Annotated in this window: 19 protein-coding genes and 1 tRNA gene; 10 read left to right on the top strand and 10 right to left on the bottom strand. The window is 67.4% G+C overall.

The features are described 5' to 3' along the window. Nucleotides 1–24: 24 nt before the first annotated feature. A complete protein-coding gene (gene smc / locus EEB18_RS08930; RefSeq protein ID WP_187669103.1) occupies nt 25–3468 on the bottom strand; it encodes a chromosome segregation protein SMC in 3444 nt (1147 codons plus the stop codon). Between the two features lie 190 nt (nt 3469–3658). Between smc and EEB18_RS08925 the strand changes: the two genes are divergently transcribed. The 4 genes from EEB18_RS08925 to EEB18_RS08910 all read left to right on the top strand — a co-directional run bounded on the left by EEB18_RS08925 (nt 3659) and on the right by EEB18_RS08910 (nt 6418). Then, nucleotides 3659–4585 carry an IS1595 family transposase gene (locus EEB18_RS08925; RefSeq protein ID WP_187142465.1) on the top strand — a complete coding sequence of 309 codons (927 nt, stop codon included), beginning with the start codon at nt 3659–3661 and terminating at the stop codon, nt 4583–4585. Continuing rightward, nucleotides 4582–4749 (top strand): hypothetical protein, encoded by a 168-nt coding sequence (locus tag EEB18_RS08920; RefSeq protein ID WP_187142464.1) that lies wholly within the window; start codon nt 4582–4584, stop codon nt 4747–4749. Before EEB18_RS08925 ends, EEB18_RS08920 begins: the two co-directional genes overlap by 4 nt. Before the next feature lie 404 nt (nt 4750–5153). Next, complete coding sequence (locus EEB18_RS08915) at nt 5154–5909, top strand: hypothetical protein (protein ID WP_187142463.1); 756 nt, start codon at nt 5154–5156, stop codon at nt 5907–5909. Nucleotides 5910–5959: 50 nt separating this feature from the next. Next, nucleotides 5960–6418 carry a hypothetical protein gene (locus tag EEB18_RS08910; RefSeq protein WP_187142462.1) on the top strand — a complete coding sequence of 153 codons (459 nt, stop codon included), beginning with the start codon at nt 5960–5962 and terminating at the stop codon, nt 6416–6418. Between the two features lie 156 nt (nt 6419–6574). Here EEB18_RS08910 and EEB18_RS08905 read toward each other — a convergent pair whose 3' ends face one another. Genes EEB18_RS08905 through EEB18_RS08895 form a run of 3 tightly spaced genes read right to left on the bottom strand, consistent with a single transcriptional unit; the run spans nt 6575 to nt 8682 of the window. Next, nucleotides 6575–7309, bottom strand: coding sequence for a DsbA family protein (locus tag EEB18_RS08905; protein WP_262408173.1), 735 nt, complete (start codon nt 7307–7309; stop codon nt 6575–6577). A gap of 36 nt (nt 7310–7345) precedes the next feature. Beyond that, nucleotides 7346–8092 carry a DsbA family protein gene (locus EEB18_RS08900; RefSeq protein ID WP_262408172.1) on the bottom strand — a complete coding sequence of 249 codons (747 nt, stop codon included), beginning with the start codon at nt 8090–8092 and terminating at the stop codon, nt 7346–7348. Between the two features lie 17 nt (nt 8093–8109). After that, on the bottom strand, nt 8110–8682 hold the full coding sequence (locus EEB18_RS08895; RefSeq protein WP_187141983.1) for a DUF721 domain-containing protein: 573 nt from the start codon (nt 8680–8682) through the stop codon (nt 8110–8112). 26 nt (nt 8683–8708) lie between these two features. On the opposite strand from EEB18_RS08895, the gene EEB18_RS08890 reads away from it, so the two are divergent. Genes EEB18_RS08890 through EEB18_RS08875 form a run of 4 tightly spaced genes read left to right on the top strand, consistent with a single transcriptional unit; the run spans nt 8709 to nt 12116 of the window. Next, nucleotides 8709–9737 carry an A/G-specific adenine glycosylase gene (locus tag EEB18_RS08890; protein ID WP_187141982.1) on the top strand — a complete coding sequence of 343 codons (1029 nt, stop codon included), beginning with the start codon at nt 8709–8711 and terminating at the stop codon, nt 9735–9737. Then, nucleotides 9734–11020, top strand: a complete 1287-nt coding sequence (locus EEB18_RS08885) for a serine hydrolase domain-containing protein (protein ID WP_187141981.1) — start codon at nt 9734–9736, stop codon at nt 11018–11020. The genes EEB18_RS08890 and EEB18_RS08885 overlap by 4 nt, the downstream gene beginning before the upstream one ends. Next, nucleotides 11020–11889 carry an NAD(+) diphosphatase gene (nudC, locus tag EEB18_RS08880; RefSeq protein WP_187141980.1) on the top strand — a complete coding sequence of 290 codons (870 nt, stop codon included), beginning with the start codon at nt 11020–11022 and terminating at the stop codon, nt 11887–11889. The genes EEB18_RS08885 and nudC overlap by 1 nt, the downstream gene beginning before the upstream one ends. A gap of 47 nt (nt 11890–11936) precedes the next feature. Further along, complete coding sequence (locus EEB18_RS08875; protein WP_187141979.1) at nt 11937–12116, top strand: hypothetical protein; 180 nt, start codon at nt 11937–11939, stop codon at nt 12114–12116. 16 nt (nt 12117–12132) lie between these two features. Here EEB18_RS08875 and EEB18_RS08870 read toward each other — a convergent pair whose 3' ends face one another. The 3 genes from EEB18_RS08870 to EEB18_RS08860 form a co-directional block, all read right to left on the bottom strand. Further along, the gene (locus EEB18_RS08870; protein ID WP_187141978.1) at nt 12133–12558 is read right to left on the bottom strand and encodes a DUF2497 domain-containing protein; all 426 of its coding nucleotides are present in this window, start codon (nt 12556–12558) and stop codon (nt 12133–12135) included. A 78-nt stretch (nt 12559–12636) separates the two neighbouring features. Continuing rightward, nucleotides 12637–14118, bottom strand: coding sequence for a TolC family outer membrane protein (locus EEB18_RS08865; protein ID WP_187141977.1), 1482 nt, complete (start codon nt 14116–14118; stop codon nt 12637–12639). A 35-nt stretch (nt 14119–14153) separates the two neighbouring features. Next, on the bottom strand, nt 14154–14822 hold the full coding sequence (locus EEB18_RS08860; protein WP_187141976.1) for a protein-L-isoaspartate O-methyltransferase family protein: 669 nt from the start codon (nt 14820–14822) through the stop codon (nt 14154–14156). A 231-nt stretch (nt 14823–15053) separates the two neighbouring features. Here EEB18_RS08860 and EEB18_RS08855 point away from each other — a divergent pair. Continuing rightward, a tRNA-Cys gene (locus tag EEB18_RS08855) sits at nt 15054–15127 on the top strand. Nucleotides 15128–15134: 7 nt separating this feature from the next. Here the strand turns inward: EEB18_RS08855 and EEB18_RS08850 are convergent. The 3 genes from EEB18_RS08850 to EEB18_RS22540 are packed head-to-tail and all read right to left on the bottom strand — an operon-like array spanning nt 15135 to nt 17751. Then, nucleotides 15135–16502 carry a sensor histidine kinase gene (locus EEB18_RS08850; RefSeq protein ID WP_187141975.1) on the bottom strand — a complete coding sequence of 456 codons (1368 nt, stop codon included), beginning with the start codon at nt 16500–16502 and terminating at the stop codon, nt 15135–15137. Beyond that, complete coding sequence (locus EEB18_RS08845) at nt 16499–17164, bottom strand: response regulator transcription factor (protein ID WP_056344680.1); 666 nt, start codon at nt 17162–17164, stop codon at nt 16499–16501. The genes EEB18_RS08850 and EEB18_RS08845 overlap by 4 nt, the downstream gene beginning before the upstream one ends. Further along, nucleotides 17164–17751, bottom strand: a complete 588-nt coding sequence (locus tag EEB18_RS22540) for a PepSY domain-containing protein (RefSeq protein WP_222943156.1) — start codon at nt 17749–17751, stop codon at nt 17164–17166. Before EEB18_RS22540 ends, EEB18_RS08845 begins: the two co-directional genes overlap by 1 nt. Here EEB18_RS22540 and EEB18_RS08835 point away from each other — a divergent pair. Then, nucleotides 17720–19063 (top strand): dicarboxylate/amino acid:cation symporter, encoded by a 1344-nt coding sequence (locus EEB18_RS08835; protein WP_187141974.1) that lies wholly within the window; start codon nt 17720–17722, stop codon nt 19061–19063. The genes EEB18_RS22540 and EEB18_RS08835 overlap by 32 nt on opposite strands. Nucleotides 19064–19085 lie beyond the last annotated feature (22 nt).

Raw genomic sequence — 19085 nt, 5'->3', positions numbered from 1 at the left:
CCCATCGCTTCGCGACAGGGAGGATTATTCGGCCGCCAACAATTCTTCCGCGCCGCCGAGATCGACCGAGACGAGGCGGCTGACGCCCTTTTCGACCATCGTCACGCCATAGAGGCGGTGCATGCGCGCCATCGTCACCGCATTGTGCGAGACGATCAGGTAGCGGGTGTTGGTCTCGCGCGTCATGCGGTCGAGCAGGTCGCAGAAGCGTTCGATATTGGCGTCGTCGAGCGGCGCGTCGACCTCGTCGAGGACGCAGATCGGCGCGGGGTTGGTGAGGAAGAGGCCGAAGATCAGCGCCACGGCGGTCAGCGCCTGTTCGCCGCCCGACAGCAGGGTCAGCGTGCCGAGGCGCTTGCCCGGCGGCTGCGCCATGATTTCGAGCCCGGCTTCGAGCGGATCGTCCGAATCGACGAGTTCGAGATGCGCCTGGCCGCCGTTGAACAGCGTGGTGAAGAGGCGCTGGAAATGGCCGTTCACCGTCTCGAACGCCGCGAGCAGTCGGACACGGCCCTCGCGGTTGAGGTTGCCGATCGAGCCGCGCAGGCGGTTGACCGCCTGTTGCAGCTCCTCGATCTCGGCGGCGCTTTTTTCGCGTTCGGTGTCGAGTTCGAGCAATTCGTCGGCGGCGACGAGGTTGACCGGGCCGAGGCGTTCGCGGTCGGCGATCAGCCGGTCGTGCTGCGCCGATTCGGCGCTCGCCTCGCCGACGCCGGCGCTTTCGAAGCCGGCCTTTTGCGGCAGCAGCGGCGGCGGGCATTCGAAGCGTTCGCCCGACAGACGGCCCATTTCGATGCGGCGCAGTTCGGCATTTTCGGAGCGCGCGACGGCGCCGGCGCGGGTTTCGCGCGCGCTGGCGAGGGTTTCGCGGATCAGGCCGAGCGCGGCCTCGGCCTCGCGCAGCGCGGCCTCGGCGGCGCGCTCCTGCGCCTCGGCGGCGGTCACCTGTTCGCGCAGGCTCGCCTGTTTCGCTTCGACCTCGGCGCGCTGTCCGGCGAGCTTGTCGGGAAGGTCGACCAGCTTGGCGGCCTCGGCGGCGAGCGCCTCGGCGCGTTTGTCCATCTCGGTGACGCGGCGCGCGGCCTCGCCGGCGCGCGCCTTCCAGCTCTTGATCTCGGCACTGACGACCGCCTGGCGTTCGCTCAAGGCGGCGAAGGCGCGGTCGTGCGCGGCCTGCGCGTCGCGCGCGGCGGCGGCGTCGGTCCGCGCGCGTTCGGCGGCGGCTTCCTGCGCGTCGAGCGCGGCGCGGGCGATGCGGTCGTCGGGCAAGGCGGCGAGCGCCGCTTCGCGGTCGGCGAGCTCCTTTGCCGCCTCGGCCGTGGCGGCGGCGAGCTCGGCGCGGCGGCGGTCGAACAGGCTGGCGGCGTCGCGGTGGCGGTCGAGCGCGGCCTGCGCCTGGTCGGCGGCGCGGAGCGCGGTGCGGCGGCGTTCGTCGGCTTCGGCGAGGGCGCGGCGCGCCGCCGACACGGCGGCGGTCGCCTCGGCGAGCGACGCGGCGGCGGCGTCGCGACGGTCGCCGAGTTGCATGACGCCGAGTTCGACCTGCGGGCGCTGCGCCGCGAGGTCTTCGAGACGGTTCTGGCGGACGAGGCGCTCGGTCGCGGTGGCGCCGTCGCCGCGCGCGACGAAGCCGTCCCAGCGGCGCATGACGCCGTCACGCGTGACGAGGCGCTGGCCGACGGCGAGCGGCTGGCCGGTGTCGCTGTCGGCGACCGCGACCTGGGCGAGGCGGCGGAGCAAGGCGGCGGGGGCCTGGACGACGTCGGCGAGCGGGGTGGTGCCGGCGGGGAGGGCGGGGTCGTTCGCTTGCCTGTCGGCACCGCGCCAGCTGCGCTCGGCCTCGGCGTCGGTGCCGGCGTCGAGATCGTCGCCGAGCGCGGCGGCGAGCGCGGCTTCGTAGCCGGGGGTGACGCGGAGTTGGTCGAGCACCGGATTGGCGTCGGATTTCGCGGCGGCGAGCGCGCGGGCGAGGGTGGTCGCCTCGCCTTCGAGCGCGGCGAAGGCGGCGCGCGCTTCGGCGAGGCCCGATTCGATTTCGCCGAGGCTCGCGGCGGCGGCTTCGCGGTCGGCTTCGGCACCCTGCAGCGCCTGCTCCGCGGTGGCGATCGCGCCTTCGGCCTCGACGGCCGTATCGGCGGCCTCGACCTGGCGTCGCGCGAGGTCGGCGCTGTCGCCGAGCGCTGCTACCTCGGCCTCGACGCGCCGGGTATCGGCGGCGATGCGCTGGACCGAAGTTTGCGCGGCGTCGCGTGCCGAGACCGCGATGCGGCGGTCGGCGGCTTCGCTCGCGGCCTGCGCGCGGGCCTGGGCGAGCGCGACCTCGGCGTCGCGGAGCAGCGCCTGCGCCTGCTGGCTGGCCTCGACGAGCGCGGCCTTGCCGGCTTCGTGGACGCTGAGCTGCTGCGCCAGCGCCTTGGTCTCGGCATCGAGATCGGTGAGCGCGCCATGGGCTTCGCGCGCCAGGCTGCTTTCGTGGTTGCGGTCGTCGGCGATCCGCCGCTGCTGCGCGGCGAGGTCGTCGAGCCGCTGGCGCGCGGCGCGTTCTTCGCCGGCGAGCCGCACCTGCGTCGCGGTCGCGTCGGCCAGCGCGTCGCGCTGCGCCTGCGCGGCGCTGCGCGCCTCGGCGACGCGGGTCGCGACCTCGGTCTGCGCGCGCGCGACGGTGTCGAGCTTTTGTTGCGCGTCGCGCACGGCGGCTTCGGCGGCATCGCAGTCGCGCTTCGCCTGATCGGCGGCTTCGGCGGCATCGCGCCAGCGCGCGTAGATCAGCCGCCCCTCGGCGACGCGGATCTGCTCGGTGAGCGCCTTGTAGCGCTCGGCGGCGCGCGCCTGACGGCGCAGCGCATTGGCGCGCACCTCCATGTCGGCGACGATTTCGGACAGGCGGGTGAGGTTGGTTTCGGTGGCGCGGAGCTTTTGTTCGGCGTCCTTGCGGCGCACGTGCAGCCCGGCGATGCCCGCCGCCTCTTCGAGCATGGCGCGGCGGTCGGTCGGCTTGGCCGAAATGACATTGGCGATCTTGCCCTGGCTGACCAGCGCCGGGCTGTGTGCGCCGGTGGCGGCATCGGCGAAGATCAGCGCGACGTCCTTGGCGCGCACGTCGCGGCCGTTGGCGCGGTAGGCGCTGCCCGCCCCGCGCTCGATGCGGCGGATGATCTCGAGCTCATGGCCTTCGCTGGCGTCGGACAGGCCGGCGACGATGTCGCCCTCGGTGTCGCAATGGATCGCGACCTCGGCGAAATCGCGCGGCGGGCGCTGCGACGTGCCGGCGAAGATGACATCCTCCATGCCGCCGCCGCGCATCGATTTGGGGCTGGATTCGCCCATCACCCAGCGGATCGCCTCGAGCAGGTTCGACTTGCCGCAGCCATTGGGGCCGACGACCCCGGTCAGCCCGGGTTCGATGCGCAATTCGGTGGGTTCGACGAAGCTTTTGAAACCGGTCAGGCGCAGGCGTTTTATCTGCACGGATGGATTCCGTGCAGTCGGCCGAATCGCAGATGATGCAACCCAAGTGTCACATATCCCCCTTGGTGTCCGTCATGCCGCGCGGGCGGGGGAGTCGCAAGGGGGTTGGGAAGGTATGAGCCCCTCCCCTTCAGGGGAGGGACTTATATACGTGCTTGACCCAACTCCAAAATGGGGGTAGGGACAATGCATGACACACAAACCCGCCATCCAATCCTTCGACACGCTGTTCCAGATGATGGCTGCGTTCCCCGACGAGCAGAGCGCGATTGACCATTTTACGGCGATCCGCTGGGCCGATGGCGCGTTCTGTCCGCTGTGCGGCTCGACGAAGGTCTATCACTTTTCGGACAAGCGCACCCACAAGTGCGGCGATTGCAAAAAGCGGTTCTCCATCAAAGTCGGCACGATCTTCGAGGACACGAAGATCGAACTGCGCAAGTGGATGATGGCAATCTGGCTGATTACCTCGCACAAGAAGGGCATCGCCAGCACCCAGTTGGCCAAGGACATTGGCGTCACGCAAAAGACCGCATGGTTCATGCTGCACCGCCTTCGCCATGCTGCCCGCACCCAGTCGTTCAACCGCCCGCTGGACGGCGAAGTCGAGATCGACGAGACCTATGTCGGTGGCAAGGCTGTGAACCGTCACAAGGGCGACCCCAAGAACGGCCCCGGCACGAGCGGCAAGGTTGCTGTCATCGGCGCGCTACAGCGCGGCGGCAAGGCCGTGGCAACGGTTATCGACCGCACTGACACGCGGACGCTGGACACCTTCGCCCACGCGGTCGTGTCGCCCACCGCGACGCTGGTTTCGACTGACGAGCATTCGGGCTACCGTCACCTTGGCCGCACCTATTCGCACGGCGTCGTTCGCCACAGCGCTGGCGAATACGTCGTCGGCAACTGCCACACGAACGGCATTGAAGGCTTCTGGGCCTTGCTCAAGCGCCAGATTGTCGGCATCCACCATTTCGTCAGCCCCAAGCATTTGAACGCCTACGTCTCGGAATCGACGTGGCGCTTCAATCTGCGCGAAATGGGTGAAGGCGCCCGCGTGAACGCGCTGTTGGCCGAAACCAATGGTCGCCTTCGTTACAAGGAACTGATCGCATGAAAGGGCCGAGGGAAAAGCCGCTCGGGCTGGATATGCCTTTTGACGAAGCGCTCGCCCGCTTCATGCAAACCAATCCCGACGAGGTCGAGGAACTGGCAAAAAAAAGGAGGCGGAAAAATCCGCCCCCAGGAATTGCAGAAACGCCGAAACCGGCGGACGATTAGTCGTCTAGGCTATCGGCGGCGGTAGTGCGGCCGCACCCGCTCAACGCGGCGGAAGCGGATACGCAGATACCCGGTGACGTACACCATGGCTCTTTGTCCTTGAATTTGGACGCCAACCGTGCGATTCCGACGTTGTGAGCGGTGGAGATCGCGGCGGTTGACGCCCTGATTGAAACTACGGAGAGGTCGACCGAAAGGTCGGCCTTTTTCGTTATGAGCGGCCTATCGTTGGTCGCGGTCCCCGTTTCTTCCTCACATCGGCTTCACTCCTGACGCGCCCCAGTTCAAGGAGTCGGCGTGCGCAGAGATCGTTAACGCCCTTCCCTGCGCGGCGCAAGTCGTTTTCCTTGCAAAAATGTGGCTTAGAGTTTAGTAAGCCACATCAAGCCGAGCGGAGAACGACGATGACACGGATGCGCAGCCCCAACTACCCGGCAATCCCTTTGGGGCAAGCTGTTGATTATGTTGATAAAATATTCAAATCTGATCGAACCAATATCATCGACAAGGCGGTAGCGGCTGAACACATGGGCTTTTCGGGCTTAAACGGGCGAACATTAAAATTGCTCGGCGCTCTCAGTCAGTATGGCCTTTTGGACAAGGTAGGGAAGGGCAAGGTGCGCGTGTCGAAAACGGCGGTGTCGGTCTTGCACGGAATCGACGATGCCGAAAAGGGTGCGGCGATCAGTGCGGCAGCGGCTTCGCCGGGGTTGTTCCGTCGCATTAGAGAGTCGTTCGACGCCCCATCGGATAAAACCATCACTTCCTTTCTGATGAAGGAGGGGTTCACTGACGCGGCGGTGGGACCGGTCTTGAAGAGTTACAGCGAGACAAACGCTTATTTAGCAGCGAATGGCGTTTCCGAAAGCTATGGAGAAGCGCCCGCTGATGCGTCAGATTCTAATCACGAGGACGATGAAGTCCTTGAAGATGAGGATGATGACGTGATCGAAGTCGAAGACCCACCCACTGGTGAGGGTAAGGCGAAGCAGAAGCCAGCCCCGCGAAACGAGATCGCTCTCAATTCCACGAAGCCGATCTTCGATTTCGAAACCGTGCGGATTGAAACGGTGATTGATAATCCAGATGACTTGGCGGAGTTGATCCAGCGCCTAGAGCAGATCAAGAGCATGTTACCCGCTAAAAAGTACGACCTCTAAAACGGCAGCCCGGCCCAACCCGCCGGGCTTCTCAGGAAAGCGAGTGTCTCATGGAAACTGCCACGCTCATTCTGCAAATTTTGACGCTGCTGGTTGCGGCGGTCGGGCCGTTCTTGGCGTACAAGTATGCAAGGAAGTTAGCCGTAAGCAGCAATAGGCAGGCGTGGATTGACGCGCTGCGCGACGATGTAGCTCATTTCATCGCGCTAAAAGAGAGCCGCATGATGATAATGAGGGACCAAGCTAGGATCGATCCGGGCGGCATGGTGACTCAGAGATCAACCGACGAACTCTTGCGCGATAAGAACATCGAGCTTCAAGCGGCTCGCCATAGGGTACGGCTGCGCTTGCGTACCGGCAACGCGATGCACGACAGGCTAGCCATGGCAGTCGAGGAATTTGCGAAAGCGGGCTACGAGGCCGATAGGGGGCCGCTGCGCGCCGAAATTGTAGACGCGGCAGAAGCTGTAATCACACACACGTGGAACAAGGTTGAGCGCGGCGAATAGCCGCTAGGTCACACACGTATATAGGTCCCTTCAGGGAGGGGGTTGGGGTGGGGGCTCGCGGCGTAGCGCAAGGCCGAAAAACCCCACCCGCTGCGACTAGGCAGCAAGCTGCCAAGTCTCGCTGCCCTCCCCTGAAGGGGAGGGCGAAACATGCGATCAGCGCGCGCCGAGCGTCTTCAGGCGGTCGCGCAGCACCGGCCAGGTGCCGATGCCTTCGGCAACCGCGCCGTTGATGAGGAAGGTCGGCGTGCCCGCGATATTATATTTCTCGTTGGCGGCGTTGACGCCCTTTTCGAGCGCTTCGATGTTGGCGATGTTGCCGAGACAGCTGTTGATCTGGTCGGCGGTCATGCCGCGCGCCTGGAAGAACTGGTCGAGCTTGATCGCCTTGGCGAGCGCCGGGAAGCGCTGGTTCGGCGCCAGCTGCATCGCCGCCTGGAAGCCGGCTTCATTGGCCTGCGCATTGGCGAAGATTTCGGCCTGCGCGGCGAAGGTGTTTTCCAACAGCGGGAAATAGCGTTCGGCCGGGGCGCAGTGGATGACGGCGGCGGCGGTCGCGTCGATGCCGTCGCGGACATAGTTGCGCATTTCGAAGCTGACGCGGCCGGTGTCGACGAAGTCGCGCGACAGTTCCTCATGGCTTTCGTTCGAGAAATCGGCGCAGTGCGAACAGGTCAAAGAGCCATATTCGACGAGCTTGATCGGGGCGTCGGGGTTGCCCATCAGATAGCCGCCCTCGGGGGTCTTGACGACGGTCTGCGACCAGCTCTTGCCCGCGGGCGCGGCGACCTTGGCGATCGCCGCCTGTTCCTTGGCGGGATCGGTCTTGGTGTCGCCGCACGCGGCCAGGGCAAGCGCGGCCATCGAGGTCAGGAGCAAGGTACGCATCATGGTCTGTGTCTCTCCAAATCGGGGAATGCGGCGCTTTTAGGAAGGTTTGAGCGCAAGGTCGAGTTGCGATTTGATCGCCGGCCAGGTGGTGACTTCGGCATCGCGGCCGTTGATGTAGAAGGTGGGTGTGCCCGTGACGCGGTCGGCATTGCGGCCGATATTGGTCATGCCGGTGAGTTCGGCCTGCGCGACCCCGTCGTCGAGGCAGGCATTCTGCTGCGCCGCCGTATAGCCGCGCGCGGTCATGATCGCGGCGAGCCCGGTGTCGGCGGCGATCTTGCGCGCGCGCTCGCCGGTGGTGCCTTCGAACCAGCTCGTCTTCTGCTTGTCGGTCGCCTTGACGACCTTGCCGAGCCATGCCGGCTGTGCGGCGAAGATCGCCTGGTGATTGCCTGCGAACGCCTTGCTCCCGCCGCAGCGCGCGAGCAGCGCGGCGGTCATGTCGACGGGGTCGCGCACGAGGTTGCGATATTCGAAGAGGACTAGCCCCTTGTCGACATAGAGCGTCTTGAGCGGAACCGCCGACAGCGTGGCGAAATCGGCGCAATGGCTGCAGGTGTAGCTGAAATATTCGACCAGCTTCACCTTCGCATCGGGGTTGCCGACGAGATAGGCGCCGATCGAACTCGTCGTCACCGTCGCTGACCAGCGCGGACCGACGGGGGCAGCCTTGGCGGCGGGCTTCGCGGCGGGCTTGGCCGTTGAAATAGCCGGCTGGAGGGCGAAGGCGGCGATACCGAGCGCGGCCAGTGCGACGGGCATTTTCAGACGGGCGGCGAACATGGCGACCTGGTTCTTCCTCAACTGATGCGGGGGATTTTGGGCGCGGCGCCGAGCCCGGCGGCCATCCGTTCGAGGACGGTCCGAAGCTCGGGGTCGCCGATGTCGCGCAAACTGTCCCCCAGTTCGGCGGGTACCGGCTTGAGCATTGCCGGTTGCTGAACGGCGGGCGCCGGGGTGACATGGCCGTGCGCCATGCGGACATGGGCGATCGCGGCATAGCCGAAGAAGCGGTTGACCGCGGCGATGAGGTCGGGGGCGACATGCTGGAGCATCGGGGCGTGGGCGCCGCTGATCGTCAGGTGGAGCGTGCCGCCGGCCTTTTGCCCGACGGGAAAGCGGATCATCGCGGGCTGTGTCACGTCGGCGAGCTTTTCGCCGACGATCTCGCGCCAGCGGCTGACCACCGAGCTTTGGATGAAGCCGAATTTGCGAAAGGCGGTGCGGCCGATTTCGGGGACGAGGTCGGCAATCGAGCGCGCCTCGCCGCCGCGCGGGCGTTCATAAGGGCGCGGCTTCGGCTTGGTGGGTTTTGCCGCCTTCTTCGCCTTGGGCTTTGCGGCCGGGCCGTCGTCGCTCGCGTCTTTCGCCATCGGGAGCGCCATGCCATAGGCGGGGGGTGAGCGTCCAGACTTCAGACTTCGCGGCGCGCCTGCTCGGCTGGTACGACCGCGCGGCGCGGGTGCTGCCCTGGCGGGTGCCGCCGGGCAGCGATGCGGTGCCCGACCCCTATCGCGTGTGGATGGCCGAGATCATGCTGCAGCAGACGACCGTCGCGGCGGTGGCGGCCTATTTCGAGCGCTTCACGGCGCGCTGGCCGACCGTTGCCGACCTCGCCGCGGCGGACGACGCCGACGTCATGGCGGCGTGGGCGGGGCTCGGCTATTATGCCCGCGCGCGCAACCTGCTCGCCTGCGCACGGGCGGTGGTGGGCGAGCATGGCGGCGTCTTTCCGGACAGCGAGGCCGGGCTGCGCGCCTTGCCCGGGGTCGGCGACTATACCGCGGCGGCGGTCGCGGCGATCGCCTTCGGCCGGCCGGCGGTGGTGGTCGACGCCAATATCGAACGGGTGATCGCGCGCCACCGGCTGATCGAGACCCCGCTTCCCGCCGCCAAGCGCGACATCAAACGCGAGTTGGCGCCGCTGGTGCCAGGCGATCGTCCGGGCGATTTCGCGCAGGCGCTGATGGACCTTGGCGCGACCATCTGCACCCCGCGCAGCCCGGCGTGCGGCATCTGTCCGGTGACGGCCGATTGCCGCGCGCGCGGCCGCGCCGACATCGACCGGTTGCCGGTCAAGCCGCCGAAGAAGGCCAAGCCGTGGCGGCATGGCGTCGCCTGGTGGATCGAGCGCGACGGGCAGGTCTGGCTGGTCAAGCGCCCCGACAAGGGCATGCTCGGCGGGATGCGCGCGCTGCCCGGCGGGGAGTGGAGCGATGCGCCACCGGGCGAGTCGGGACTGGTGTCGGTCGACCATGGCTTCACCCATTTCGACCTGACGCTGGTGCTGGTGCGCCGCCAAGTTCCGCCCGAATCGCGCGATGCCGCAGCGGAAGGCCTGTGGTGGCCGATCGCGGAGCTTGACGCGGCGGGGCTGCCGACGCTCTATCGCAAACTGACCGACAAGATGCTGGAGAGAGATGCATGAACATGATGGTTTCGCGCCGCGCGATGCTCGGCGGCCTCGCGCTTGGCGGCGGCGGCCTGCTGCTCCCCCATGCGGCGTGGGCGTGGAAGGAAGGCGGGGCGCAACTCTATCCCGCGACGCACGAATTCATCAAGGGCTTCGTCGACCGCCGCGAACTCGCCGGCACCCTCGCCGCGATCGGCAAGGGGCAAGAGGACGCCGCCTTCTTCGGCGCCGGGGTGCAGTCGCTGAGCGATGGGGTGCCGGTCGGTCCCGACACCTTGTGGCGGCTCTATTCGATGACCAAGCCGGTCACCGGCATCGCCGCGATGCTGCTGATCGAGGACGGCAAGATGACGCTCGACCAGCCGATCGCCGACTTCCTGCCCGCTTTTGCGAAGATGCAGGTGCAGGATGTCCCCGACGGGTCGATCACCGCCGTGCATCCCGCCAGGACGATGATCACGGTGCGGCACCTGCTGACCCACACCGCGGGGCTCGGCTATAACATCATCCAGAAGGGGCCGATCAAAAAGGCCTATGACGACAATGGCATCGTCGGCGGGCAGGCGAGCAAGGTGGCGCTGCCGGGCTTCCCGCCGGTCACCCCGGCGCCCAGTCTTGCCGCGATGGCCGACCGGCTCGCGGCGCTGCCGCTCGTCTATGAGCCGGGGACGAAATGGAGCTATTCGATCGGGCTCGACCTGATGGGGCGGGTGATCGAGGTGGTGTCGGGGCAGAGCTTCGACGCCTTTTTGAAGGCGCGGCTGTTCGATCCGCTCGGCATGACGAGCACGGGGTTCATGGTCGCGGCGAAGGACGTCGGGCGCTTCACGAGCAATTATGCGGCGTTCGCCGGGGCGCTGATCCCCTTCGACCCGGCGACGAGTTCGATCTATCTCGACAAGCCGCCCTATCCGTTCGGCGGCGGGGGTCTTGTGTCGAGCGCGCGCGATTACGACCGTTTTCTCGCGATGTTGCTGGGGGAAGGCGAAACCGGTGGCAGAAGGGTGATGAAGGTCGAGACCGCGCGGCTGGCGATGTCGAACATGCTGAGCGACGCGGTCGACCGCAAAGGGACCTTCGTCGACGGGCAGGGGTTCGGCGCCGGCGGCCGCGTGTCGCTGCCGACCTCGCCGGGCGGCGAGGGGCTGTTCGGCTGGGCGGGCGCGGCGGGGACGATCGGCTTCGTCCACCGCAAGCTCGGCTATCGCGTCGGCGGCTATACGCAGATCATGCCGCCCGAAACCGTCTCGTTCCAGGCGAAGTTCGGCGAGACCGTGATCAAGGACGTCCTCGGCTGATGCCGCTGCCGCTGGGGTTCACCGGGGCGCGGCTCGACCGCGCCGACCAGGTTCGCACCGACGCCGCCGCCTTCGCGGCGGTCGCGGCCGATCCGCGCGCGCGATGCCTCGTGCTCGACGGGATCGACTTCGTGCCCGGCGAGGGCGGGGGGCTGCTCTGGGAGGCCTTCGATCCCGCCGACGATCGCGCGCCGATGCTGCTGGGGATCGACGAGGCGGGGGTGCCGCATTTCGTGCGCGAACCCGCGCCGAGCCAGCGGATCGACGCGCGCTCGCGCACCGTGATGCGGCTGTTGCCGTTGCTGTCGGGCGAGGAAGCGGCGCTTTATGGCGGCGCGCGCAGCCTGGTCGACTGGCATGCGCGGCACCGCTTCTGCGCGGTGTGCGGGAACCCGAGCGCGTTGTTCCGCGGCGGCTGGGGCCGCCAGTGCGCGACGTGCAACGCCGAACATTTTCCGCGCGTCGACCCGGTGGTGATCATGCTCGCCGAATGCGAGGACCGGGTGCTCGTCGGGCGGCAGGGCGGCTTCCCGCCGGGTTTCTTTTCGGCGCTCGCGGGGTTCGTCGAGCCGGGCGAATCGCTCGAGGAAGCGGTGGCGCGCGAATTGTTCGAGGAGGCGGGGATCCGCGTGTCGGACGTGTGCTATGTGGCGAGCCAGCCCTGGCCCTTCCCCTCGTCGCTGATGATCGGCGCGCGCGCGGTGACGGACGATCCGGCGCTGACCCTCGACACGACCGAGATCGAGGCGGCGATGTGGGTCGACCGCACCGAGGTGCGCGCGGCGCTGGCGGGCGACATGGGCGCGCCGTTCATGGCGCCGCCGCCGCTGGCGATCGCAAGATATCTGCTGGAGGATTGGGCGGGTTGACGAAGAGGAGGAAGCATATCCTCTTCGAGAAGGCTGGCATCTCTTATATGCCAGCCACTTTGGCGGGCTGCGTCCTGACTTTCCTCTATACCGGAATAGGCGTCCTGTTGATCGTCGTGCCGCAGGTCATCTTTCCCGACAGCCGGATCGTGTCCGCTTATCAGGCCGTGATGTTTCTCTTATTTTGGTGGGTCGGCCTTCGCTTCGCCAAGCGGCACAGCGCCTGACGAGGCGATTCGGACCTCAGAATTTCTTGCCGGTAATCCGGCTGATTTCCTTCGCCACCATCGCTTCGACGAGCGGCGGCAGGTTGGTGTCGAGCCAATCCTTGAGCATCGGGCGCAGCGCGTCGAGGACGACATCTTCCATCGTGCGGGCGGTCGCGGCGGGGGCGGACACCGCGGCGGCGACCGCCGGGGTCACCGCGGCGGTCAGCGCTTCGAGCGACTGCCGCGCGGCGTCGGCGCTGGCGGCGGAGACAAGCTCTTCTTCGCCGGCGACGGGGGCTGCACCCTCGGCCTCATCCTCTTCGTCGTGAAGTTCGAGCACATCCTCGGACGCCGGGGCGCGGACTTCGCGTACCGCGCCGGGGGCTTCGTCGCGCGCGATGACGCGCCGAATCGACGATAGTATGTCCTCCATCGACGGTTCACGCGACATGTCGCCCATTATGGCCCCCTGCGGCATCGTCCGAAAAGCGGTCGATTAACCATGTTCATACCGGTGCCGGGCGATGCTTGCCAAGCCTTATTGTGGCGTCAGCGGATCGCCGGCGGGCACATTGGCGTTGGCGGCGGGCACGGCGCGGGTGTCGGTCGCGACCTGCTGCGGCTTGGGATCGTCGTCCCAGTCGAAGACCTTGCCCTTCACCCGTTCGTAATTGACCGCGGGGTCGTAGAGCGCGCCGCCCTCGATCCCGAGGTCGCGGGCCTCCGCCTTGCCCATCGCGGCTAGGACCGAGAAGGCGGCGACATAGGAGTTGCGGCGCGCCGAGACGAGCTGGACCTGGGTGTTCAGATATTCCTGTTCGGCGTTCAATATGTCGAGGATCGAGCGGGTGCCGACGCTGTTTTCGGCGCGCACGCCCTCGAGCGACAGGCCGTTGGCGCTCACCGCCTGCTGGGTCGCGGCGATGATCCGCTCGTTCGCCTGCCAGGCGGCATAGGCGCCGCGCGTCTGGGCGATGACGCCGCGTTCGGTCGCGACATAATTTTCGATCGCCTGGCTGCTGCGCGACTGCGCCTGGCGGACCTGCGCCGCCGGGCGCCCGCCCTGGAAGATCGGGATCGTCAGCGACAGCGCGGCCTGTACGCTGGTCGTGACGTTTTCGGACGTCGCGCTCGTCACCGAATTGAGGTTGTTGTTGTAACCGCCGTTCGTCGTCGCCGACAATTTGGGTAGCCGGGTCGCGCGCGCGACGCCGATGTCGGCGCGGCTGGCGTTGACGAGCTGATTCGCGGCCTCGATGTCGGGATTGCTGTTCAACGCGATCGCGACGGCTTCCTCGGCGGTCACCGGCAAATTGGGCAGAAGCGGCGGCTGTTCCAGATCCACCGGCGCTTCGCCGACGAGGCGGATGTACGATTCGCGGCTGTTGATCAGGTTCGATTCGGCGGTGCGCAGATCGCCCTCGGCGAGCGCGAGCCGCGCCTCCGACTGGGCGACGTCGGTGCGCGTCAGGTCGCCGATTTCGAAGCGGTCGCTGGTCGCCTGCAAATTGGTGCGCAGGACCGAGACATTCTTCTGGTTCAGCTGGACGATCGCCTGGTCGCGGATGACGTCCATATAGGCGCCGACGGTCTGCGCGAAGATGCTCGCCTCGGTCGCGCGCAAATCGGCCTGGCCGGCCTCGACGCGGAATTTGGCGGCCTTGACCGCGTTGCGCACCGCCCCGCCCTGATAGATGGGCACGGTCAGCTGGCCGCCGACCGACAGCGTGCGCTTTGGCGAGAAGAAGGCGTTGCCGGGGAGGACGAGGTTTTCCTGATAATCGACGCCGGCGCCGGCGCTGGGCAGGCCATCGGCCCTGCGAATCGGGACATTCTCGTCATTCGCGCGCTGGGCGGCGCGCGCGGCGGTCAGTGTCGGGTTGTTCTCATAGGCCTTGGCGAGCGCGCCCTGCAGCGTTTCGGCGTGCGCGGCGCTCGCGAGGGTGAGCGCGCCGACCGCGAGACCGGCGAGCCAGCGGCCGCGGCGTGCGAAGGAAATCGTCTTGCGGTCGTGCGTCATCATATCAGCCTGGAACGGAGGGGAGATGGAGGCGATCAGAACCGGAACCCGGCGGGACGGGCGAAGCCCGGCAGCGGCGCGACGTCCATGTCGGCGAAGGGGCGCAGCGCGAGCGTGCCGCCGGTCTTCACCCCCTGGACGAGGCGGGTGACCGCGCCGTCGCGAAGCGCCGCGACGAGCCGGCCGCCCTCGACGAGTTGGTCGGCGAGCGCCGGCGGCAGCGTCTCGATCGCGCCTTCGACGATGATGCGGTCGAACGGTCCCTTGTCGGCGGCGCCGGCATGGAGCGGTCCGGCGACCCAGGTCGTCGCGTCGTTCGCGGGGGCCATGGCGGCGAGCCCGGCCTCTTCCTCGAGCGCGAAGACCTCGGCGCCGAGCTGCGCGAGACAGGCGGCGGCATAGCCGGTCGCGGCGCCGACGAGCAGCACCCGCATGCCGGGGCGCAGCGCCGCGGCGACGAGCATCCGGCCGGTGACCAGCGGCGCGTTGAGCGCGCGGCCGGCGCCGAGCGGGATCGCGCGGTCCATATAGGCGACGCTCGCCAGCGCCGGCGGCACATGATCCTCGCGCGCGACGGCGCCCATCGCGGCGACGATCGCCGGATCGATGACGTCGTTGGTGCGCAGCTGGCTGTCGATCATCGCCGCGCGCATCGCCGCGGCGGTGATTCCGTTCAAGTGCGCGTCTTCAAATTTGGTCGCCATCAGCGCTGTCCGATTCCTGGAAATGACCCGTGCTGCGGCCCGCTCTAGCCCAAGCCATGCTGTATTGCAATGCTAATACAGCATGAGCGTCCGCAGCGCCGCGCATAGCTGTCCCGGCCGCCGCCGCCAAGTCCCATCGGCGAATCCTTGACAAGCCGGCCAAAGCCCATCACTAGCGCGGTCCGTCTAACACCCGGCCCATTCGTCAGCGAGTGCGGCAATTTGGCATGAGGCCCGATGGCGGAGTGGTGACGCAGCGGACTGCAAATCCGCGCACGCCGGTTCGATTCCGGCTCGGGCCTCCAACCATATTCATCGAACCGGGCGATAGACCGCCTGATCCCGGTCTTCGGCCCAATCGAGCTCGGCAAGCAATCCACCCAGACCGGCGCGGCCCAGGCGCAAACGGCCCTCGGTCGCTTCGACGAGGTCGCGCACGATTGCGAGGCCCAGGCCATGACCAGCGCCCGCCTCGTCGATGCGGACCCCGCGTTGCATGGCGCGGAAGGCGGCATCTTCCGACAGGCCTTCGCCATCGTCGGCGACCGACAGGGTGACGGCGCCGGATTCGCGTTGCCCCGAAATGCGAACCTGCCGGCGCGCGTGCTGCGCCGCATTTTCGATCAGCGCGCCCAGCATCTCGGCAAGATCAACCTGGTCGACCGGCAGGCGAAGCGCGGGATCGATATCAACGGTGAAGGCGACGCGCTCGCCATATTCGCCGCGTTCGACAACGGCGACAAGCCTTTCGACCACGTCATGCGGCGCACATTCGCCGCCGGTCACCCGCGCGGCGGCGGCGCGCGAGCGGGCGAGCTCCGCTTCGAGCGCCGCGCTGGCCGCCGCGACGGCTCGGTCGATTCCGTCGGCCGCGGCTTCGGCGCCGCCCTCGCGTGCGCGGCGGCTCTGCGCCGACACGACCGCGAGCGGCGTCTTCAGGCTATGGGCCAGATCTGCGGCCCGGCGGCGCGCGCGACCGAGGTCGGCCTCGCGGGCCTCCGCCATCGCGTTGATCGCCTCGGTCAGGGGCAGGATTTCGGCAGGATGCGCCTTGGACAACCGCGCGGCGGGGCTTTTACGGAGCCGATCGAGGTCGCGACGGAGCCGGTCCAGCGGGCGCAGGCCCAGAGTGACCTGCACAAAGGCCGCCACCGACAGGACGAGCCAGAGCAGACCGAGCGACAGCGCGAGCTGTTTGTCGAACGCGCCGAGCGCGTCGCGCATCTCGCCGTCATTTGCGGCGACCCGGACCATGATGCCGATGTCGCCCTTACCGGGGCGGACTGTGCGACTGACCATCGTCAACTGCGCGCCGAACGGGCCGGGCACGGTTGCGCTGGTCCAGCGGTCGGCCGCGGCGTCGGAGGCTGGAAGGCTCTGGTCCCATAGCGACGGCGACTGGTCGGTACCGCCGGGACCGCGCGCCTGCCAATAAAGGCCGCTCGCGATAGACTGGAAGGCCGGTTCGACCGGGGCCGGGGCGATGATCGGCTTGCCCGCGGCATTGACCGTCAGGCCACCGATCACCTGTTCGGCCAGCGCCGTCAGTTCGGCCTCTTCGCGCCGCTCGACATGCTGGCGGAACATCCAGGATATGCCGCCCCATGCGAGTGCGAGCGCCGCGAAGATGGCGACCGTCGCGCCGAGCAACAGCCGCAGGCGGAGAGACGTCCGCTTCACCCGGCCTCGCCGGTCAGCAGATAGCCGAGTCCGCGCCGCGTTTCGACGATGCGGCTGCCGAGCTTGCGCCGCAGCCGGGTCACGATCGCCTCGACCGCATTGGTATCGCTGCCGTCGCTGGCGCCGTAGAGGTGCTCGGCGATTTCGCCCGCCGACACGATCCGGCTCTGTTGATGCGCGAGAAAATTGAGCAGCCGATATTCGAGCTGCGATAGCTGGGTCTGCCGTCCGCCGAGGGTCGCGGTCATCCGCGCCGTGTCGATCGACAGGTCGCCGATCGCCAGCACGGTGCTGGCATGCCCCGCCGCGCGGCGGACGAGCGCCCGGGCGCGGGCGACAAGTTCGCCGATCGCGAAGGGCTTGGCCATATAATCATCGGCGCCGGCCTCGATGCCTTCGACCTTTTCGGTCCATTCGCCGCGCGCGGTCAGGATCAGCACGGGCATCGTCCGCCCGCCGTCGCGCCAGCGCTTGAGCACGCTCAACCCGTCGAGGCGCGGCAGGCCGAGGTCGAGGACGGCGAGCGCGTAATTTTCGACATCGCCCTGGAACCAGGCGTCTTCGCCGTTTGTGCTGCGATCGACGACGAAGCCCGCGGCGCCGAGCGCACGCGCGACATCGTCGGCGAGGTCCGGATCATCCTCGACCAGCAGTGCCCGCATTATTTATCCTCGATCCGCAGGATGGCTCCCGTGCGGGCGTTGATCTCGACCTCGCGCACCCGGCCCGCCGGGGTCAGGATCTTGACCTCATATTCGATCCCCGTGCTTTCATAATCGAGCTCGACCTTGATGATGTCGCCCGGAACCTTGGCTTGCGCAATGGCGAGGATGCGGGGCAGCGGCAGAACTTCGCCGCGTTGCACCGCGGCGCGGATCGCCTCCTGCTCGGCGCGCTTGCGTTCGGCTTTGGCGGCGTCGCCCTTCTTCGACTTTTGAAACGCATGGGCGACCGTGGGAGCGATGCCGGCCGCAAGCGGGACGGCGGTCAATATGGCGAGCGCGAGGATGGCGGGAAATCGCATGTTGTGATCCTTATTCCAGATTGCGATCTTTTCTAGCGCCGATTGGCTGATGCGAAGCTGACGGCCATGCGGCATAGGGCTGACAGTCAGACGACAGTTGCGCGCGCTAATTTTCGCTGTTTGGAACGAATGATCGCACGTCCGTCGGGACGAAGACCGGTCGGCGTCGGTGGGAGGATGGATCTTGGTGGCAATGACGGCAGCGCCGGGTGCGGCGGACGGCAAACGACCGAAGCTTTATGGCCAGCTCTATGTGCAGGTTCTCGTCGCTATCGCGGCCGGCATCCTGGTCGGCGTGCTGTGGCCCGACGTCGGGGCGTCGCTGAAGCCGCTGGGCGATGCGTTCATCAAGCTGGTCAAGATGGTGATCGCGCCGCTCATCTTCCTGACCATCGTCACCGGCATCGCCGGCATGGGCGAATTGAAATCGGTCGGGCGCGTCGCGGGCAAAGCCTTTATCTATTTCCTCTGCTTCTCGACGCTGGCGCTGGTGATCGGGTTGATCGTGGCCAATGTGGTGCAGCCGGGGGCGGGGATGAATATCGACCCGGCCAGCCTCGATACCGCCGCGGTCAGCGAATATACGAAGCGGGCGCACGACACGACGCTCACGGGCTTCCTGCTCAACATCATCCCCGAAACCTTCGTCGGCGCGTTCACCGACCATAATATCCTCCAGGTCCTGTTCCTCGCGATCCTGTTCGGCATTTCGCTGGCGCTGGTCGGCGATCGGGCCCAGCCGGCGCTGACCATCCTCGATTCGGTGGCGGCGGGGTTCTTTCGCCTCGTCGCGATCCTGATGCGCGCGGCGCCGATCGGCGCGTTCGGCGCGATGGCCTTCACCATCGGCAAGCATGGCGTCGGCAGCCTCGCCAATCTCGCGGCGCTGCTCGCCACCTTTTACATCACCTCGGCGCTGTTCGTCTTCGTCGTGCTGGGCGCGGTCGCGCGCTACAATGGTTTTTCGCTCTGGCGCCTGCTGCGCTATCTGCGCGCCGAACTGCTGCTCGTCCTCGGGACATCTTCGTCGGAATCGGCACTGCCCAGCCTGATGGAAAAGATGGAGGCCGCGGGCTGCCCCAAGGCGGTGGTCGGCATGGTGGTGCCGACGGGATACAGCTTCAACCTCGACGGAACGAACATCTATATGACGCTGGCGGCGCTGTTCATCGCGCAGGCCACCGGGGTCGAACTGTCGCTCGGCCAGCAATTGCTGTTGCTGGGGGTCGCGATGTTGAGTTCGAAGGGCGCCGCAGGGGTGACCGGGGCGGGCTTCGTCACGCTGGCGGCGACGCTGTCGGTCGTGCCCACCGTGCCGGTGGCGGGCATGGCGCTGATCCTGGGCGTCGACCGGTTCATGAGCGAATGCCGGTCGATCACCAATTTCATCGGCAATGCGGTGGCGACGATCGTCGTCGCGCGCTGGGAGGGCGGGCTCGACCGCGACGCGCTGAACGCGGCGCTGCATCCCGCCGATCCGCTGGTCGACGCACCCGTCGAAATGCCGCCGCCGGTCGCCGCCGCGACAGCCGAGTGACAGCCAAGGCGATTATTCCGGG

The organism is Sphingopyxis sp. OPL5, assembly GCF_003797775.2.
GTDB lineage: Bacteria > Pseudomonadota > Alphaproteobacteria > Sphingomonadales > Sphingomonadaceae > Sphingopyxis.
The sequence above is the reverse complement of the archived record's forward strand: the minus strand, read 5'-3'. Positions and strand labels throughout refer to the sequence as shown.

What these genes read in the sequence shown, in the direction of transcription:
- EEB18_RS08865 (WP_187141977.1), bottom strand. Translation starts at nt 14,118, where the DNA reads ATGACGCACGACCGCAAGACGATTTCCTTCGCACGCCGCGGCCGCTGG.
- nudC (WP_187141980.1), top strand. Translation starts at nt 11,020, where the DNA reads ATGCCGCTGCCGCTGGGGTTCACCGGGGCGCGGCTCGACCGCGCCGAC.
- EEB18_RS08835 (WP_187141974.1), top strand. Translation starts at nt 17,720, where the DNA reads ATGACGGCAGCGCCGGGTGCGGCGGACGGCAAACGACCGAAGCTTTAT.
- EEB18_RS08870 (WP_187141978.1), bottom strand. Translation starts at nt 12,558, where the DNA reads ATGGGCGACATGTCGCGTGAACCGTCGATGGAGGACATACTATCGTCG.
- EEB18_RS08925 (WP_187142465.1), top strand. Translation starts at nt 3,659, where the DNA reads ATGACACACAAACCCGCCATCCAATCCTTCGACACGCTGTTCCAGATG.
- EEB18_RS08915 (WP_187142463.1), top strand. Translation starts at nt 5,154, where the DNA reads ATGACACGGATGCGCAGCCCCAACTACCCGGCAATCCCTTTGGGGCAA.
- EEB18_RS08860 (WP_187141976.1), bottom strand. Translation starts at nt 14,822, where the DNA reads ATGGCGACCAAATTTGAAGACGCGCACTTGAACGGAATCACCGCCGCG.
- EEB18_RS08895 (WP_187141983.1), bottom strand. Translation starts at nt 8,682, where the DNA reads ATGGCGAAAGACGCGAGCGACGACGGCCCGGCCGCAAAGCCCAAGGCG.
- EEB18_RS08885 (WP_187141981.1), top strand. Translation starts at nt 9,734, where the DNA reads ATGAACATGATGGTTTCGCGCCGCGCGATGCTCGGCGGCCTCGCGCTT.
- EEB18_RS08910 (WP_187142462.1), top strand. Translation starts at nt 5,960, where the DNA reads ATGGAAACTGCCACGCTCATTCTGCAAATTTTGACGCTGCTGGTTGCG.
- EEB18_RS08920 (WP_187142464.1), top strand. Translation starts at nt 4,582, where the DNA reads ATGAAAGGGCCGAGGGAAAAGCCGCTCGGGCTGGATATGCCTTTTGAC.
- EEB18_RS08875 (WP_187141979.1), top strand. Translation starts at nt 11,937, where the DNA reads ATGCCAGCCACTTTGGCGGGCTGCGTCCTGACTTTCCTCTATACCGGA.
- EEB18_RS08900 (WP_262408172.1), bottom strand. Translation starts at nt 8,092, where the DNA reads ATGTTCGCCGCCCGTCTGAAAATGCCCGTCGCACTGGCCGCGCTCGGT.
- EEB18_RS08905 (WP_262408173.1), bottom strand. Translation starts at nt 7,309, where the DNA reads ATGATGCGTACCTTGCTCCTGACCTCGATGGCCGCGCTTGCCCTGGCC.
- EEB18_RS08845 (WP_056344680.1), bottom strand. Translation starts at nt 17,164, where the DNA reads ATGCGGGCACTGCTGGTCGAGGATGATCCGGACCTCGCCGACGATGTC.